This is a genomic window from Pseudomonas sp. W15Feb9B (assembly GCF_000828175.1).
In the GTDB taxonomy this organism is placed as follows: domain Bacteria; phylum Pseudomonadota; class Gammaproteobacteria; order Pseudomonadales; family Pseudomonadaceae; genus Aquipseudomonas; species Aquipseudomonas parakoreensis.
This window is the reverse complement of sequence record NZ_JTKF01000033.1, coordinates 54,447-71,460: the sequence shown is the minus strand read 5'-3', so window position 1 is coordinate 71,460 and position 17,014 is coordinate 54,447. Positions and strand designations below refer to the sequence as shown.

Annotated in this window: 15 protein-coding genes; 4 read left to right on the top strand and 11 right to left on the bottom strand. The window is 60.4% G+C overall.

Annotated features, from left to right (window positions below; genetic code table 11):
* Positions 1–28 precede the first annotated feature (28 nt).
* The 4 genes from OC71_RS17580 (at position 29) to leuA (ending at position 5,412) form a co-directional block, all read left to right on the top strand.
* Positions 29–916: a LysR family transcriptional regulator gene (locus OC71_RS17580; RefSeq protein WP_041071844.1), complete on the top strand. Its 888-nt coding sequence runs from the start codon at positions 29–31 to the stop codon at positions 914–916.
* A 130-nt stretch (positions 917–1,046) separates the two neighbouring features.
* The gene (gene xseA, locus OC71_RS17575; RefSeq protein WP_041071842.1) at positions 1,047–2,426 is read left to right on the top strand and encodes an exodeoxyribonuclease VII large subunit; all 1,380 of its coding nucleotides are present in this window, start codon (positions 1,047–1,049) and stop codon (positions 2,424–2,426) included.
* Positions 2,427–2,429: 3 nt separating this feature from the next.
* Entirely contained in the window at positions 2,430–3,254 is an 825-nt protein-coding gene (locus OC71_RS17570) for a peptidoglycan DD-metalloendopeptidase family protein (RefSeq protein ID WP_041071840.1), read from the top strand.
* 478 nt (positions 3,255–3,732) lie between these two features.
* Positions 3,733–5,412 (top strand): 2-isopropylmalate synthase, encoded by a 1,680-nt coding sequence (gene leuA, locus OC71_RS17565; protein WP_041071838.1) that lies wholly within the window; start codon positions 3,733–3,735, stop codon positions 5,410–5,412.
* A gap of 144 nt (positions 5,413–5,556) precedes the next feature.
* Here leuA and OC71_RS17560 read toward each other — a convergent pair whose 3' ends face one another.
* The 11 genes from OC71_RS17560 to ndk all read right to left on the bottom strand — a co-directional run bounded on the left by OC71_RS17560 (position 5,557) and on the right by ndk (position 17,014).
* On the bottom strand, positions 5,557–6,348 hold the full coding sequence (locus OC71_RS17560; protein WP_041071873.1) for an amidohydrolase: 792 nt from the start codon (positions 6,346–6,348) through the stop codon (positions 5,557–5,559).
* Positions 6,336–7,484, bottom strand: a complete 1,149-nt coding sequence (locus tag OC71_RS17555; RefSeq protein ID WP_041071836.1) for a pyridoxal phosphate-dependent aminotransferase — start codon at positions 7,482–7,484, stop codon at positions 6,336–6,338. Before OC71_RS17555 ends, OC71_RS17560 begins: the two co-directional genes overlap by 13 nt.
* A 248-nt stretch (positions 7,485–7,732) precedes the next feature.
* Positions 7,733–9,205, bottom strand: coding sequence for a ribosome biogenesis GTPase Der (gene der / locus OC71_RS17550; RefSeq protein ID WP_041071834.1), 1,473 nt, complete (start codon positions 9,203–9,205; stop codon positions 7,733–7,735).
* A 135-nt stretch (positions 9,206–9,340) separates the two neighbouring features.
* Entirely contained in the window at positions 9,341–10,492 is a 1,152-nt protein-coding gene (gene bamB / locus OC71_RS17545) for an outer membrane protein assembly factor BamB (RefSeq protein WP_041071832.1), read from the bottom strand.
* Positions 10,485–11,126, bottom strand: a complete 642-nt coding sequence (locus OC71_RS17540) for a tetratricopeptide repeat protein (protein WP_041071830.1) — start codon at positions 11,124–11,126, stop codon at positions 10,485–10,487. Before OC71_RS17540 ends, bamB begins: the two co-directional genes overlap by 8 nt.
* Positions 11,127–11,167: 41 nt before the next feature.
* The gene (gene hisS / locus OC71_RS17535; RefSeq protein ID WP_003227887.1) at positions 11,168–12,457 is read right to left on the bottom strand and encodes a histidine--tRNA ligase; all 1,290 of its coding nucleotides are present in this window, start codon (positions 12,455–12,457) and stop codon (positions 11,168–11,170) included.
* A gap of 36 nt (positions 12,458–12,493) precedes the next feature.
* Positions 12,494–13,603 carry a flavodoxin-dependent (E)-4-hydroxy-3-methylbut-2-enyl-diphosphate synthase gene (gene ispG / locus OC71_RS17530; RefSeq protein ID WP_025109215.1) on the bottom strand — a complete coding sequence of 370 codons (1,110 nt, stop codon included), beginning with the start codon at positions 13,601–13,603 and terminating at the stop codon, positions 12,494–12,496.
* A 3-nt stretch (positions 13,604–13,606) separates the two neighbouring features.
* Positions 13,607–14,641, bottom strand: a complete 1,035-nt coding sequence (locus OC71_RS17525) for a RodZ family helix-turn-helix domain-containing protein (RefSeq protein ID WP_041071828.1) — start codon at positions 14,639–14,641, stop codon at positions 13,607–13,609.
* Positions 14,641–15,399 (bottom strand): type IV pilus biogenesis/stability protein PilW, encoded by a 759-nt coding sequence (gene pilW, locus OC71_RS17520; RefSeq protein ID WP_041071826.1) that lies wholly within the window; start codon positions 15,397–15,399, stop codon positions 14,641–14,643. The genes OC71_RS17525 and pilW overlap by 1 nt, the downstream gene beginning before the upstream one ends.
* 12 nt (positions 15,400–15,411) lie before the next feature.
* Positions 15,412–16,560: a 23S rRNA (adenine(2503)-C(2))-methyltransferase RlmN gene (gene rlmN / locus OC71_RS17515; RefSeq protein ID WP_007964428.1), complete on the bottom strand. Its 1,149-nt coding sequence runs from the start codon at positions 16,558–16,560 to the stop codon at positions 15,412–15,414.
* Between the two features lie 28 nt (positions 16,561–16,588).
* Positions 16,589–17,014: a nucleoside-diphosphate kinase gene (ndk, locus tag OC71_RS17510; protein ID WP_003227894.1), complete on the bottom strand. Its 426-nt coding sequence runs from the start codon at positions 17,012–17,014 to the stop codon at positions 16,589–16,591.

The following is a 17,014-nucleotide window of genomic DNA, read 5'->3' as shown; positions in this document are numbered from 1 at the left end:
GCTCACCCATCTCGAAAAGGCATACCTGGTGCTTTCAACCCGTCAACTGCGCTACTTCGTGGAAATCGCTGACTGTGGCAGCTTCAGTGCAGCGGCTGAACGCTTGTTCGTTGCGCAATCGGCGCTGAGCCGGCAAATCAAGGACATGGAAAGCCGCCTGCAAACGCCGCTGTTCGAACGCACCGCGCGTCAGCCAAGACTCACCGCGGCGGGCGAGGCGTTTCTGCCACGGGCGAGAAATCTGCTCAATGAGCTGAGCAAAGCCAGCGCAATGGCGACCGAAGTCGGCAACGGGCAAGTGGGCTCTGTGCGCCTGAGTCATTCCAGCACCGTGTCGATCAGCGGACATTTATTACGTCGGATCAGCACTTATCTCGATCAGCAGAATGGCGTGTCGCTGGACATCGGCAAGCTGTCCTCCGAGGCGCAGCTTGAGGAACTTGCCGAAGGACGTCTGGACATTGGTTTGTTGCGCTTGCCGGTGTTGCGTCAGCGTGAGGGCATTCACATGGAGCCTTTATTCACCGAACGCCTGCTATTGGCGGTACCGAATGAACATCGATTGGCTGACTCACCCGCTGTCGAACTGGCGCAACTGAAAGACGAGCCGTTTATCTCGATCCCGCATCCGCAACGTGGCGGACTCAGTTATCTATGTGCCGACCTGTGCATGCGTCAGGGCTTTTTTCCCAAAGCGGCGCGGGTGATGTCACGCAAGACGACGCAGTTGCAGTTGATTCAGGCCGGATTCGGCATCGCCCTGCTGCCCGAATCGATGCAGGACATTGCTCCAGTCGGCGTACGATTTCTGCCGCTGAGCGATCCCGATTGCCAAAGCACCGTCGCCCTCGCCTATCGCCAGAACCCTGCGCCGCTGGTCCAACACTTCATCCAGACCTTCACAAATCCCCTGTAGGAGCTGACGAGTGAAACGAGGCTGCGATCTTTCGATCTTGCCCTCCAAAAAAAGATCAAAAGATCGCAGCCTTCGGCAGCTCCTACAGGGATCGTGCAATGACGGCGACAATGCCTTTAAACTGCGGCCCATGATTAAAGATCCCTTTGCAAGGCTCGGCCTTGACCGAGAAGTCCTGACCGTCAGCCAGCTCAACGGCCGCGCGCGGGTGTTGCTCGAAGACGTGTTCAGCAACATCTGGGTCGAAGGCGAAATCTCCAACCTCGCCCGCCCGGCGTCCGGCCACGTGTACTTCACCCTCAAGGACAGCGGTGCGCAGGTGCGTTGCGCGCTGTTTCGCAATAACGCGGCGCGGGTGCGTCAGGCGCTGAAGGACGGTCTGGCCGTGAAGGTGCGCGGCAAGGTCTCGCTGTTCGAAGGCCGTGGCGACTATCAGCTGATTCTCGACACCGTGGAGCCGGCCGGTGACGGCGCGCTACGCCTGGCCTTCGATGCGCTCAAGGAAAAACTCAGCGCCGAAGGCCTGTTCAGCGCCGAACGCAAAGTGCCGCTGCCGGCGCATCCGCAACGCATCGGCATCATCAGCTCGCCGACCGGCGCGGTGATTCGCGACATCATCAGCGTGTTCCGCCGCCGGGCGCCGCAGGTGCAACTGACGTTGATCCCCACCGCCGTGCAGGGCCGCGAAGCCACTGCACAAATCGTCCGCGCGCTGAAAATGGCTGATGCCCGGGGTTTCGACGCGCTGATCCTCGCCCGTGGCGGTGGCTCGCTGGAGGACCTCTGGTGTTTCAACGAAGAAGCTGTGGCGCGCGCGGTCGATGCCTGCGTGACGCCGATTGTCAGCGCGGTCGGGCATGAAACCGACGTGTCGATCAGTGACTTCGTGGCCGATGTGCGCGCTCCAACGCCCTCCGCTGCCGCCGAGCTGCTGGCCCCGGATTCGAGTCACCTGATCCGTCAGGTGGAAAGCCTGCACCGGCGTCTGGTGATGCGCATGCGCGACCGCTTGATGCGCGATCGCCTGCGCCTTGAAGGCATGGCCCGTCGCTTGCGTCATCCCGGCGAACGTCTGCGTCAGCAAGCGCAACGCCTGGATGACCTGGACATGCGCATGCGCCGCGCCTTCGAGCGCCAGCTCAATACCCGCCGCGAACGCCTGATCCGTCTGGAAACCCGCCTCGCCGGGCAACACCCGGGACGCCAACTGGCAATGCTGCGCCAGCGCCTCGACAGCCTCGCCGAACGCCTGCCGCGAGCCATGCGCGAAGGTCTGAAAAACCGTCGCCTGCAACTGCACAGTCAGATGCAGACGCTGCACGTGGTCAGTCCGCTGGCGACTCTGGGCCGTGGTTACAGCATTCTGCTGGATGAACGCGGCCACGCGATTCGCAACGCCGCGCAAACCCACACCGGCCAGCGTCTGAAAGCCAGACTGGGCGAAGGCGAACTGCAAGTGCGCGTCGAGGACAATCACCTGACGCCTGTCACCCTCTCTTTACTGGACTGATCCATGCCGCGCTTTTTCGCTCCGTTATTGCTGCTGTGCCTGACCACCTTCAACGCCCACGCTGACAGCTACATCACCCGCCTGCTGAACAAACCGGTGCCGGGCGGCGTGGCGGTGGTTGATCTGGGCAACGCCGCGCAGGCGCCAAAAGCCACCTATCAGGGCAAACCGGTGCTGGTGGTCAAGGAACAGAACAACTGGCTGGCGATTGTCGGCGTGCCACTGACGGTCAAACCCGGCAGCCAGCAGATCAGCAGTGGCGGGCGCAATCTGCCGTTCACCGTCGGCAACAAGAAATACCCGGAACAGCACATCACCCTGAAGAACACTCAGCAGGTCAATCCGAATCCGGCCAACCTCAAGCGCATCGAGGGTGAGCTGGCCGAGCAGATCAAGGCTTACCGCAGTTTCAGCCCGAACACCCCGAGCAACCTGTTGCTGGACAAACCGGTCAACGGGCCGCTGTCGAGCAAGTTCGGCGTGCGCCGCTTCTTCAATGGCGAAGAACGCAACCCGCATGCAGGCCTCGACTTCGCGGTGCCGGCAGGCACGCCGATCAAGACCCCGGCGGCGGGCAAAGTGATCCTCACCGGCAACTACTTCTTCAACGGCAACACAGTATTTGTCGATCACGGGCAGGGCTTTATCAGCATGTTCTGCCACATGTCGAAAATCGATGTGAAGGTCGGCGATCAACTGGCCCGTGGTGCAGTGGTTGGCAAGGTCGGCTCGACCGGGCGGGCGACCGGGCCGCACATGCACTGGAACATCAGCCTGAACGATGCGCGGGTGGATCCGGCGATTTTCATTGGTGCATTCCAGCCCTGAATTATGTATTGAGGCCAATGGCCTCTTCGCGGGCAAGCCCGCTCCCACAGGTTTCTCGGGTGTACATAATATTCGTGTACGACACGGACACTGTGGGAGCGGGCTTGCCCGCGAATGCGGTCTATCCAATCCGAAAATACTACTGACACCCGCCCAACATCAATTGCGCCCCAATCTGACCTTACGCAAACATCAACAAGAACCACCGAATTACACGCAATAAAATTCTGCAAAATCCAGTATTTCGAGTATTCCTCTCAATTTTTTTCGACTGCTTGCCATCCTCTCCCCTCGCGGTTAGGGTTGAAGGCATGAAAACCTCTCACACCCTTATTCAGCTTCGCCAGCACCGCAGTCTGTGCCTCGTCAGCGCACGACTGCCGGGCTGAATCGCTGCGCCTCGTCCCAAGCGTTTTCCCGAACATTCGTTCCACCGGCAGGCCGCCTCTTTTCGGCCCAGACAATAAGGAATTTCCCGATGAGCATGCTCAAAGACCCGTCTTCGAAATACCGCGCGTTTCCCGTCATCAACTTGCCGGATCGCACCTGGCCGTCGAAAACCATCGACGCCGCGCCGATCTGGTGCAGCTCCGACCTGCGTGACGGCAACCAGTCGTTGATCGAGCCGATGGACGCGGTGAAAAAGCTGCGCTTCTGGAAAACCCTCGTGCAGGTCGGCGTGAAGGAAATCGAAGCCTCGTTCCCGGCCGCTTCGCAAACCGACTTCGACTTCGTGCGTACCCTGATCGAAGAAGGCCACATCCCGGACGACACCACCATTCAGGTGCTGACCCAGGGCCGTGAAGACTTGATCGAGCGCACCTTCGAATCCCTGCGCGGGGCGAAGAAAGCCATCGTCCACCTGTACAACGCCACCTCGCCGTCCTTCCGTCGCATCGTCTTCAACCAGGACAAGGACGGCATCAAGGCCATCGCAGTGAACGCCGCCAAGCTGTTCGTCAAATACGCAGCCATGCAGCCGGACACCGAGTGGACCTTCGAATACTCGCCAGAAACCTTCAGCGCCACCGAGCTGGAGTTTGCCAAGGAAGTCTGTGACGCGGTGATCGAGGTCTGGAACCCGACGCCTGAGCACAAGATGATCCTCAACCTGCCAGCCACCGTTGAATGCGCGACGCCGAACGTCTATGCCGACCAGATCGAATGGTTCGGCCGCAACATCAACCGTCGTGACAGCGTGATCATCAGCCTGCACACCCACAACGACCGTGGCACCGGCGTCGCCGCCACCGAGCTGGGCCTGATGGCCGGCGCGGATCGCGTCGAAGGCTGCCTGTTCGGCAACGGCGAGCGCACCGGTAACGTCGACCTCGTTACTGTCGCACTGAACATGTACACCCAGGGCGTTGACCCTGAGCTGGACTTCTCCGACATCGACGGCGTGCGCAAAGTCGTCGAAGAGTGCAACCAGATTCAGGTGCACCCGCGTCACCCGTACGTCGGCGACCTGGTTCACACCGCCTTCTCCGGCTCGCACCAGGACGCGATCCGCAAGGGCTTCGCCCAGCAGAAACCGGACACCCTGTGGGAAGTGCCGTACCTGCCGATCGACCCGGCCGACATCGGTCGCAGCTACGAAGCGGTGATCCGCGTCAACAGCCAGTCGGGCAAGGGCGGCATCGCCTACTTGCTGGAGCAGGAATACGGCATCAGCCTGCCACGTCGCATGCAGATCGAGTTCAGCCAGGTGGTGCAGCGTGAAACCGACCGCCTCGGCCTGGAGATGACCGCCAAGCAGATCCACTCGCTGTTGATCAGCGAATACCTGCAAGCCAACACGCCTTACGCGCTGGTCAGCCACCGCCTGCAGGAAGAAAACGGCAACAGTGCCGTTGAAGTGGAAGTGGCGAGCAAGGGTCAGGGCGAAACCAACCTGCACTGGCGCGGCAAGGGCAACGGTGCGCTGGAAGCCCTGGTGGCCGGCCTGCCGGTCCCGGTGGAGATCATGGACTACAACGAACACGCCATCGGCGCAGGCACCAACGCCAAGGCAGCGGCTTACATCGAGCTGCGCGTGAACGGTGAACGTGCGGTGCACGGTGTGGGCATTGATGAAAACATCACCACCGCCAGCTTCAAGGCGCTGTTCAGTGCCCTGAACCGCTCGCTGAGCCAGCCTGAGGCGAAAGCAGCTTAAGCCTTCGCTGACATGCAAAAGGCCCCGGAATGCAAACGCCGGGGCCTTTTTGTTGAGGATCAAAAGATCGCAGCCTTCGGCAGCTCCTACATCGGGACAGCGTACATCCTGTAGGAGCTGCCGCAGGCTGCGATCTTTGGCTTTTCAGGTGAACTCGAAGGTATCCGCATCCAGATTCGCCGGAAAGCGCTCGCGATACGCCGCCAGTGGTGCCGCTTCCAGTACTGCTTTGAACACGCCGTCGGCCTCCCCCGCCGCCAGCAACGTCTCGCCCTGGAAATCCAGCACCTGACTGTCGCCGGTATAGGCAAAGCCCTTGCCGTCGGTGCCAATCCGGTTCACCGCCGCCACGTAGCACAGGTTTTCAATCGCCCGCGCCGGCAGCAAGCGGTTCCAGTGCAGACGCCGTGCGCCCGGCCAATTGGCGGTGTACAGCAGCAGATCGGTGTCCTGAGCATCGCGACTCCACACCGGGAAACGCAGGTCGTAGCAAATCAGCGGCCGAATCCGCCAGCCCTTGAGTTCGAACTGCACCTGACGCTCGCCGGGCGTGTAGTGATTGTGCTCGCCAGCCATACGGAACAGGTGGCGCTTGTCGTAATGCCAGACTTCACCGTCCGGGCGCGCCCACAGCAGGCGATTGCGATGGCTGCCATCCGCCGCCTGAATGATCACGCTGCCAGTGATCACTGCATTGAGCTTCGCGGCCTGCGCCTTCATCCATTTGCGGGTCGGGCCATGCTCGGCTTCGGCGAGGGTCTCCGATTCCATAGAGAAACCGGTGGTGAACATCTCCGGCAGGATGATCAGGTCGGCGCCTCGGGCCTGCTCCAGCAGCACGTCGAAGTGCTCAAGGTTGGCCTGACGGTCATGCCAGGCGAGGCTGGTCTGGATCAGCGCCAGATTGAGATCGGGCAACGCACTCAGATCACGCATAGTTTTGCCGCTGCCTCGCGCAGCGTCTCCTCGCGTTTGGCGAAGCACAGGCGCACCAGGCGCTGGCCTTGCGGTGGATTCTGATAGAACACCGACACCGGAATGCTCGCCACGCCATGTTCGCGGGTCATCCAGATCGCCATGTCGACATCGTTCAAATCAGGGCGAATCTGCGAGTAGTCGACCAGCTGGAAATACGTGCCGGTGACGCGGGTGAAGGTGAAACGCGACGGTGTCAGCAAATCGCAGAACAGGTCGCGCTTGGCCTGATAGAAGTCCGGCAGCTCTTCAACGTGTTCCGGGTGCTCGGCCATGTAATCGGCCAGGGCGTATTGCAGCGGCGTCACGCCGCAGAAACTGACGTACTGGTGCACCTTGCGCAGCTCGGCGGTCAGCGCCGGGGGCGCAACCACGTAGCCGGTTTTCCAGCCGGTGACGTGGTAGGTCTTGCCGAACGAACTGACCACAAACGCACGCTGATACAGCTCTTCGTGGGCCAACACGCTGACATGCGGCACGCCGTCAAACACCAGGTGTTCGTAGACTTCATCGCTGATCAGGTAAATGTCGCGCCCACGAATCAACTCTGCCAGTTGATCCAGTTCGGCACGGCTGATCAGCGCTCCGCTCGGGTTGTGCGGGGTATTGATGACGATCATTTTCGTGCGCGGGCTGAGGGCCGCGGCGAGCTTGTCGAAATCGATGGAGAAATCATCCGGATTCAGTTGCACATGCACGCAGCGCCCCCCCGCCAACTGCGTCGCCGGTTCATAGCTGTCGTAGCACGGGTCGAACACGATGACTTCGTCGCCGCTGTGGATAACCGCCTGAATCGCACAGAATATCGCTTGGGTCGCACCCGGCGTGACGGTCACTTCGCTGTCGGCATCGACTGTCACGCCATAGCTGCGCGCGATCTTCGCCGCGATCTGCTCGCGCAGCGCCGGCAGGCCGGTCATCGGTGAATACTGGTTATGGCCGCTGGCGATATGCCGACCGACCGCGTCACGCAGGGACTGCGGGCCGTCGAAATCAGGAAAACCCTGGGACAGGTTGATCGCTCCGGTCTGTGCCGCGAGCTGAGACATCTGCGTGAAAATAGTGATGCCGACGTTCGGCAACTTACTGGTGATCATCGAGGGGTTCCCTGCTCTACACCCGGCTCTGACGGCGGCGCGGGAGAGCCCGAGAATAGCCCATCCGGCGCCCATAAAAAAAGGGCGCTCAACTGAGCACCCTTCTTATCGCCGAACCCTGTAGGAGCTGCCGCAGGCTGCGATCTTTTGATCTTGCCTTCAAAGCAAAGTCAAAAGATCGCAGGCTTCGCCAGCTCCTACAGATGCGGTTGAGCATTCCCACGCAATTGTGGGAACAATCTACTTGATCACTTCTTGTCGCGACGTTTCTTGCTGGCTTTCTTGTTGTGCGACATCAAGCGACGCTTCTTGTTGACCTGGCGGTCGGTCAGCGTGTTCTTGTTGCCTTCGTACGGGTTCTCGCCGCCCTTGAACTCGATGCGGATCGGCGTACCGACCAGCTTCAGCACTCGGCGGTAAGTGTTCTCCAGATAGCGCACATACGACTTCGGCACTTTCTCGATCTGGTTACCGTGGATCACGATGATCGGCGGGTTCGCACCACCCAGGTGAGCGTAACGCAGCTTGATCCGGCGGCTGTTGACCATCGGCGGCTGGTGCTCGCTGACCGCGTCTTCGAGAATCTGCGTCAGGCGGCTGGTCGGCCAGCGGGTCACCGCGGACTTGAACGAGTTTTGCACCGAGGCGTAGAGGTTGCCCACGCCTGTACCGTGCAATGCCGAGATGAAGTGGATGTCGGCGAAGTCGACGAAGAACAGACGACGTTGCAGCTCGACCTTGACGAAGTCGCGCTCACTCGGGGTCATGCCGTCCCATTTGTTGATCGCGATCACCAGCGCACGACCGGCTTCAAGGGCAAAGCCCAGCAGGTTGAGGTCGTGATCGACCACACCTTCGCGGGCGTCCATCACGAAGATCACCACGTTGGCGTCTTTGATCGCCTGCAGGGTTTTGACCACGGAGAATTTTTCGACTTCTTCGTGGATCTTGCCGCGCTTGCGCACACCGGCGGTGTCGATCAGCGTGTACTTCTCGTCGTTACGCTCAAACGGAATGTAGATACTGTCGCGAGTGGTGCCGGGCTGGTCGTAGACGATTACCCGGTCTTCACCGAGCATGCGGTTGACCAGGGTCGACTTGCCGACGTTCGGACGGCCGATGATGGCGATCTTGATCCCGTCTTTTTCGCTCGGGCCAGGAATGCGCTTGGCTTCCTCACCTTCGGCGACGATCTCTTCTTCTTCGCCTTCCTGCGGCTCGTCTTCGTCACGCGGGAAATCGCTCAGTGCCGCTTCCAGCAGTTGAGTGATACCACGGCCATGAGCACCGGCGATCGGGATCGCGTGGCCCATGCCCAGCGGGGCGAATTCAGCGCGGGCCATTTCCGGGTCGATGTTGTCGACCTTGTTGGCGACCACGTGGGAACGCTTGTTACGCTTGCGCAAGTGTTCGGCGATCATCTGGTCGGCGGCGGTGAAACCGGCCTTGGCATCTACCAGGAACAGCACAACATCCGCTTCTTCAATGGCCAGCAGCGACTGCTCGGCCATTTTTTCGTCCATACCGTGTTCGTCACCGGAGATACCGCCGGTGTCGATCAGAATGTAGGAACGCCCTTGCCACTTGGCCTCACCGTACTGGCGATCACGGGTCAGACCGGACAAGTCGCCGACGATGGCGTCGCGAGTCCTGGTCAGGCGGTTGAACAAGGTGGATTTGCCGACGTTCGGTCGGCCCACCAGGGCGATTACGGGAACCATGCGGCTCTCCACTTCGTTATTTCAGAAAATACAAAAGCCGCTGCGAGGCAGCGGCTGGTGCTCGGGGCAACGCGGGTTAGCGCTGCAAGCCCCGGAAATCCGGGGCCGCTTGGGGGTTAACCCCAAGCATAGTTGTTACTTGATGGTCAGGGCTTCCAGTTTGCCGCTGTTGCCATACACATAGATCGTGTTGCCCACCACCAGCGGACGGGCACGCACGCCGTCACTGTCGATACGCTCACGACCCACAAAACGACCGTCCACCTGGCTCAACAGGTGCAGGTAACCTTCCAGGTCACCGACGGCTACGTAACTGGAGAACACTTCCGGCGCCGACAGCTGGCGGCGAGCCAGCGAGTCGTTGCTCCACAGCGCAGTGGTCGAACGCTCGTCAACGCCTTCAACGGTGCCCGAAGACAGGCTCACGTAAACGTTGCCGAAACCCTGGGCAACACCGGCATAGCTCGACGCATCGCGCTGCCAGAGTTGACGGCCGCTTTGCAGATCGAGTGCCGCGACGCGGCCCTGATAGCTGGCGACGTAAAGGGTTTCACCGGACAGCAGCAGACCGCCGTCAATGTCGACCACGCGCTCCAGTTCGGAACGACCGGTTGGAATCGCAACGCGCTGCTCCCAGACCGGCACGCCGTTGGAAATGTCCAGGGCAACCACTTTACCAGTCGACAGGCCAGCCACCGCGAGGCGGTTGGTCACGACGGGGGCGCTGGTGCCGCGCAGGGTCAGGACCGCAGGGGTACTGTCGTAAGTCCAGCGACGGTCGCCAGTGGCAGCGTCCAGACCGATCAGACGATCGTCCTGAGTCTGCACCACGACAACGTCACCGTTGTTGGCCGGCGGCGCGAGGACTTCGCTGGAAACCCTGGCGCGCCACTTCTCTTCGCCGTTGATGGCGTCGAGGGCAACGATTTCACCCTTGAGGGTACCGATCGTGACCAGACCGTAACCCACGCCAACGGCGCCGGAAACAGGCAGTTCAAGATCCTTTTTCCACTTCACGTCGCCATTGCCGCGATCCATGGCCATAACAATGCCGGTCACATCGGCCGCGTAGATGGTGTCACCATCAATCGCCGGAACCAGCATGTTATAGGTTTCGCCCTGACCGTCACCGATCGAACGGCTCCACTGCTTTTGCAGAACCACTTCTTCTTTGAAGTCGGTCAGCTCGGCCGGTGGCAGTTCTTTTTTGCTGTTGCTGCTGCAACCCGCGGCCAGAATGGCCAGAGCCAGCAATGCTGCATGCTTCCAACGGATCACGTCACGCATCCCCTTTGGCCAGGTCGTCGAGCTTGATTTGAAGGCCACCGACTGCCGCTTCATCCGACAGTGCCGCCTTGGCTTTTTGATACGCGGTGTTCGCCTCGTCGGTACGACCCAACTGAACCAGCAAGTCACCCTTGAGTTCTTCGCGAGTGGCCAGGAACGCCTTGTCGGCATCGCCGTCGAGCAGTTTCAGGGCTTCATCAGCCTTGTTCTGCGCACCCAGCACCTGCGCCAGACGCTGACGGGCGATTTCGCCCAGCGCCGGGTTGGCCGGTTTGGCAACGATGGCCTTGAGTTCGGTGGCGGCGTCGTCCAGCTTGCCGCTGTCGACCGCTACCTTGGCCACGAACAAGCTGCCGTACTGTGCGTACGCGGTGCCGCCGAATTCGCTGTTGAGTTTGCCGGCCAGGTCCGCAACGCGGGCAGCGTCAGGCTTGCCGTCCGGGGTCAGCGTGGTTTCCAGCAGTTGCTGATAGAGCACCGAGGCGCCTTGCGCCTGGTTGCTCTGATACTTGTGAAAAGCCTGCCAGCCGAACACGATGACCAGCGCCAACAGGCCGCCGGTGACCAGAGGTTTGCCGTTGCGTGTCCACCAGTCCTTCAAATCCGCCAACTGTTCGTCTTCGGTACTCGACACCCCAATACTCCTTAATCGCTAAATCGGCTGTTTGGACAGCTTCAACCCTGCACGACGCAGGTGGCCAGGTGAGCGGCAAGCGCATCCCAGGCAATGCTTTGTTGTTCGCCCTGGCCACGCAGGGGTTTGAAACCTACCACTTGCTGGGCCATTTCGTCGTCACCCAGGATCAGTGCATACAGCGCACCGCTCTTGTCGGCTTTCTTGAACTGGCTTTTGAAGCTGCCGGCGCCGGCATTGACTTGCAGACGCAGGTTTGGAAGCTGGTCACGTACTCGCTCGGCCAGGGCCAGGCCGGCCAGTTCGGCCTGCTCGCCAAAGGCGCAGAGGTAGACGTCGACCTGACGGGAGATTTCTTCCGGGATCTGCTCCAGGGTTTCGAGCATCAACACCAGACGCTCGATGCCCATGGCGAAACCGACGCCTGCGGTCGGCTTGCCGCCCATCTGCTCGACCAGACCGTCGTAACGACCGCCCGCGCAGACAGTGCCTTGGGCGCCGAGCTTGTCGGTGACCCATTCGAATACGGTTTTGCTGTAGTAATCGAGGCCGCGTACCAGTTTCGGGTTGAGCACGTACGGGATGCCAACCGCGTCCAGACGCGCCTTCAGACCTTCGAAGTGCGCACGGGATTCGTCGTCCAGGTAGTCGGCCATTTTCGGCGCATCGACCAATACCGCCTGAGTGTCGGCATTTTTGGTGTCGAGCACGCGCAGCGGGTTGGTTTTCAGGCGACGCTGGCTGTCTTCGTCGAGCTTATCGTGGTGCGCCGAGAGGTACTCGACCAGCGCTTCACGATAGCGACCACGGGACTCGCTGGTCCCCAGGCTGTTGAGTTCGAGCTTGACCGCATCACGGATACCCAGCTCGCCCCACAGGCGCCAGGTCATGATGATCAGCTCGGCATCGATGTCCGGGCCGTCGAGGTTGAACACTTCCAGACCGATCTGGTGGAACTGGCGATAACGGCCTTTCTGCGGACGCTCGTGACGGAACATCGGGCCGATGTACCAAAGCTTCTGCACCTGGCCACCACCGGTGATGCCGTGCTCGAGCACCGCACGCACACACGCTGCAGTGCCTTCCGGACGCAGGGTCAGGGAGTCGCCGTTGCGATCTTCGAAGGTGTACATCTCTTTTTCGACGATGTCGGTCACTTCACCGATCGAGCGCTTGAACAGCTCGGTGAATTCGACAATCGGCATGCGGATCTGCTTGTAACCGTAGTTATCCAGCAGACGCGCGACTGTACCCTCGAAATAACGCCACAGCGGGGTCTGTTCGGGCAGGATGTCGTTCATGCCACGAATGGCTTGCAGAGACTTGCTCACTTTAAATCCTTAAATTCGTTCGGCGCTTCAGTCAGGTCAGCCGCGCGCGATGACCGCTGCGTCAGCTTCGACCTTCTCGGCCGCTTTCTCGCGGATCAGCTTTTCCAGCTCGTCCACCAGATTGTCATTCGTCAGTTTCTGCGACGGCTTGCCGTCGATGTAAATCAGGTTTGGCGTACCGCCGGTCAAGCCGATATGGGCTTCCTTGGCTTCGCCGGGGCCGTTGACCACGCAACCGATCACCGCGACATCCAGCGGCACCAGCAGGTCTTCAAGGCGCCCTTCCAGCTCGTTCATGGTCTTGACCACATCGAAGTTCTGCCGCGAGCAACTCGGGCAGGCGATGAAGTTGATGCCACGGGAACGCAGATGCAAAGACTTGAGAATGTCGTAACCGACCTTCACTTCCTCGACCGGATCGGCCGCCAGCGAGATGCGGATAGTATCGCCAATCCCCTCGGCGAGCAGCATACCTAGGCCCACGGCGGATTTCACTGTGCCCGAACGCAAACCACCGGCTTCAGTGATGCCCAGGTGCAGCGGCTGGACGATTTCCTTGGCCAGCAGACGGTAGGCTTCAACGGCCATGAACACATCGGAGGCTTTCACACTGACCTTGAAGTCCTGGAAATTCAGGCGTTCGAGGTGCTCGACGTGACGCAGCGCGGACTCGACCAGTGCAGCCGGAGTCGGTTCGCCGTATTTCTTCTGCAGGTCTTTTTCCAGGGAGCCGGCGTTGACGCCGATACGGATCGGAATCCCGCGGTCACGGGCGGCATCGACCACCGCGCGCACCCGGTCTTCACGACCGATGTTGCCCGGGTTGATGCGCAAGCAGTCCACACCCAGTTCGGCGACGCGCAGCGCGATCTTGTAGTCGAAGTGGATGTCGGCAACCAGCGGCACCTTGACCAGTTGCTTGATCTTGCCAAACGCCTCGGCGGCGTCCATGTCCGGCACCGAAACGCGGACGATGTCGACGCCGGCCGCTTCCAGACGATTGATCTGGGCAACGGTGGCCGCCACATCATTGGTGTCGCTGTTGGTCATGCTCTGCACAGCGATGGGCGCATCGCCGCCGACAGGCACGTTACCGACCCAGATCTTGCGCGAAACGCGACGTTTGATTGGAGATTCGCCGTGCATGACTTATTGACCCAACTTCAGGCGAGCAGTCTCGCCACTGGTGAACGGAGCGATATCGACCGGTTGGCCGTTGTAGCTGACCTGTGCGGCACGAGCCACACCCAGGCGTACCGCCAGTGGCGGCTTGCCGGAAACCGAAACGCTGTCGCCTTTGTGTTTCAGACCGCTGAACAATACCTTGCCGCGACCGTCGGTGACCTGTGCCCAGCAATCGGCGCTGAACTGCAATTGTACCTGGCCATCGCCGGCCGCCGGAGCAGCCGCTTCTGCGGTTGGCGCTGGAGTGGCCGCCACCACTGGCGCAGTCACGGTCGGTGCCGGAGCAGCCGGAACGTTCGGTGCAGGTGTAGCCGGAGTGGCAACCACCGGAGCCGGAGTATGAACCGGGGCGGCCGGCGTTACGGCCGGTGCTGCTGGCGTTACGGCCGGAGCGGCAGGCTCGGCACCGGTCGATTCAGCGGTGGTTTCCGACTGTGGCAGCGCCAGAGCGGTCGCGCCCTCGGACTGACCTTCGGCCACGGCCTGGTCTTCCGGCTCGTCGATCGGGTGAATCTGCGTGGTGCCGTCGGCGCCTTCGACTTCAACGTGCTCCGGGGCGAGGCTGGTCAAATCCTTGGTGCGCAGCGAGGTCTGATCCTGCCACCAGACGAAACCGCCGCCGATGACCGCAATCAGCAACAGCAGGCTGACGATCCGCAAAATGGTGTGGGACACCCGCACCGGCTCTTCAATACGACCCAGTGCATGCACATTGCTGCCTTGTGAGTCGGTGCCGGTGGACTGGTCGAACTGCTGGACCAGAACGGTCTGGTCCATGCCGAGCAATTTGGCATAAGCGCGAATGTAACCGCGAGCGAAAGTATGCCCCGGCAGCTTGTCGAAAGCGCCAGCCTCAAGATTGCTCAGGGAAGTCACGGTGAGGTTGAGCTTGAGGGCCACTTCGGCCAGCGACCAGCCATTGCTTTCGCGTGCCTGGCGCAAGGTCTCACCGGGATTAACGCGAGTCGCTGCTACAACTTCGGGATGCGCCGCTTTCATCATTGCTCCGACAGGTATTGCTGATATTCCGGCGTACCGGGATAGAGTCGTTTTAATTGCAGGCCGTAACTGGCGGCCTTGTCGCGATCTTCAAACACTTTTGCCAGCCGAACGCCGAGCAATAGACTACGTGCATTTTGCTCGGTTAGCAGGCTGAAACGGTCGTAATAGTCACGCGCGGGCACATAATGCCTGTCTTCGAAGGACAACTCAGCCATTTCCAGCAAAGCGCGCGGTTGTTGACGGTTCAGCCGCAGGGCTTTTTCCAGTTGCTGTTGTGCCAGATCCCGCTGCCCGAGCTTCGAGGCGGTCATGCCGAGGTTCTCGAACACCCGCGAACGCTCAGGATACAGGGTATCGCCGGCGGCCTGCTCAAAACGCTCGTAGGCTTCCTTGTAACGCTGTTCTTCGTAGAGAAAACTGCCGTAGTTATTGAGGATTCGTGCATCGGCGGGACGCGAGGACAGGGCCTTGCGGAAATGCTCATCGGCCAGTTTCGGCTCCATTTCGGCCTGGAACACCAGCCCGAGGGCAGCATTGGCATCAGCATCGGAGCCGTCCAGCTCCAGCGCCTTCTTCAGCGGTACCTTGGCGCGCTCTGTCATCCCTTGCTGCAAGTATCCCAGTCCCAACTGCACGTAGGCGGCACGCGCTTCGTCGCGGCCCTTGCTGGTCTTCATCGGGTTGTAGTCACCCGACAGGACACAACCAGCACACAGGCTGGCCATCAGCAACAGCAGCGCAAAGCGCAGGGACATAGAGATCCTCTCTTAGTTAGTGTTCGCGGCGTTCTGTGCCAGATCGCTGTCGGCGCTTAACTCGCGCACGGCGATGTAACGTTCGCTGCGACGGGTGCGATCCAGCACCTGCCCTACCAATTGACCACATGCGGCGTCGATGTCTTCACCACGGGTGGTGCGGACAGTGACGTTAAAGCCGGCCTGATGCAACTGATCCTGGAACCGACGAATGGCATTGTTGCTCGGCCGCTCGTAACCGGAGTGCGGGAACGGGTTGAACGGAATCAGGTTGATCTTGCACGGAATGTCTTTGAGCAACTCGATCATTTCCACCGCGTGCTCAAGCTTGTCGTTGACGTCCTTGAGCAAGGTGTACTCGATGGTCAGCACACGTTTCTCGCCCAGGGCGGACATGTAGCGCTGGCACGACTCGAGCAGCATCTTAAGCGGATATTTCTTGTTGATCGGCACCAATTGGTTACGCAATGCGTCATTCGGTGCGTGCAGGGACAACGCCAGGGAGACGTCGATGTGCTTGGCCAGCTCATCGATCATCGGCACCACGCCCGAGGTGGACAGGGTTACGCGGCGCTTGGAGATCCCGTAGCCCAGGTCATCCATCATCAGATGCATGGCGGCCACGACGTTGTCGAAGTTCAGCAGCGGTTCGCCCATGCCCATCATCACCACGTTGGTGATGGCGCGGTCGATGGTAGCCGGAACACTGCCGAAGGATTTGTTGGCAATCCACACCTGACCGATGACTTCGGCGGCGGTGAGGTTGCTGTTGAAGCCTTGCTTGCCGGTGGAGCAGAAACTGCAGTCCAGGGCACAGCCTGCCTGGGACGAAACGCACAGAGTGCCGCGTTTGCCCTGGGGAATGTACACGGTCTCGACACAGCTGCCGGACGCCACGCGCACCACCCACTTGCGGGTGCCGTCGCTGGAAATGTCCTCGCTGACCACTTCGGGACCACGGACCTCAGCAACAGCCTTGAGCTTTTCGCGCAAGGCCTTGCTGACGTTCGTCATGGCGTCGAAATCATCGACACCAAAGTGGTGAATCCATTTCATTACCTGACCGGCACGGAAACGCTTCTCCCCGATTGAGTCGAAGAATTTTTCCATTTCCGGCTGGGTCAGACCCAGCAGGTTTGTTTTCACAGTCGATGTCGTCATGGATTCACCTTCACTCTTTAAGCAATGCTTAGCGAGTGGTTACTTCAGTAGCTGCGAAGAAGTACGAGATTTCGCGAGCAGCAGCGGCTTCGGAGTCCGAACCGTGAACGGCGTTGGCGTCGATCGACTCGGCGAAGTCAGCACGGATGGTGCCGGCAGCAGCTTCTTTAGGGTTGGTAGCGCCCATCAGCTCACGGTTGCGAGCGATAGCGTTTTCGCCTTCCAGAACCTGGACAACCACTGGACCTGAGATCATGAAAGCAACCAGGTCACCGAAGAAACCGCGCTCTTTGTGCTCAGCGTAGAAGCCTTCAGCTTCGGCTTTGGACAGCTGCTTCATTTTCGAAGCAACCACTTTCAGACCAGCCTTTTCGAAACGGGTAACGATTTCGCCGGCAGCGCCTTTAGCAACGGCGTCAGGCTTGATGATGGAGAAAGTACGTTGAACAGCCAT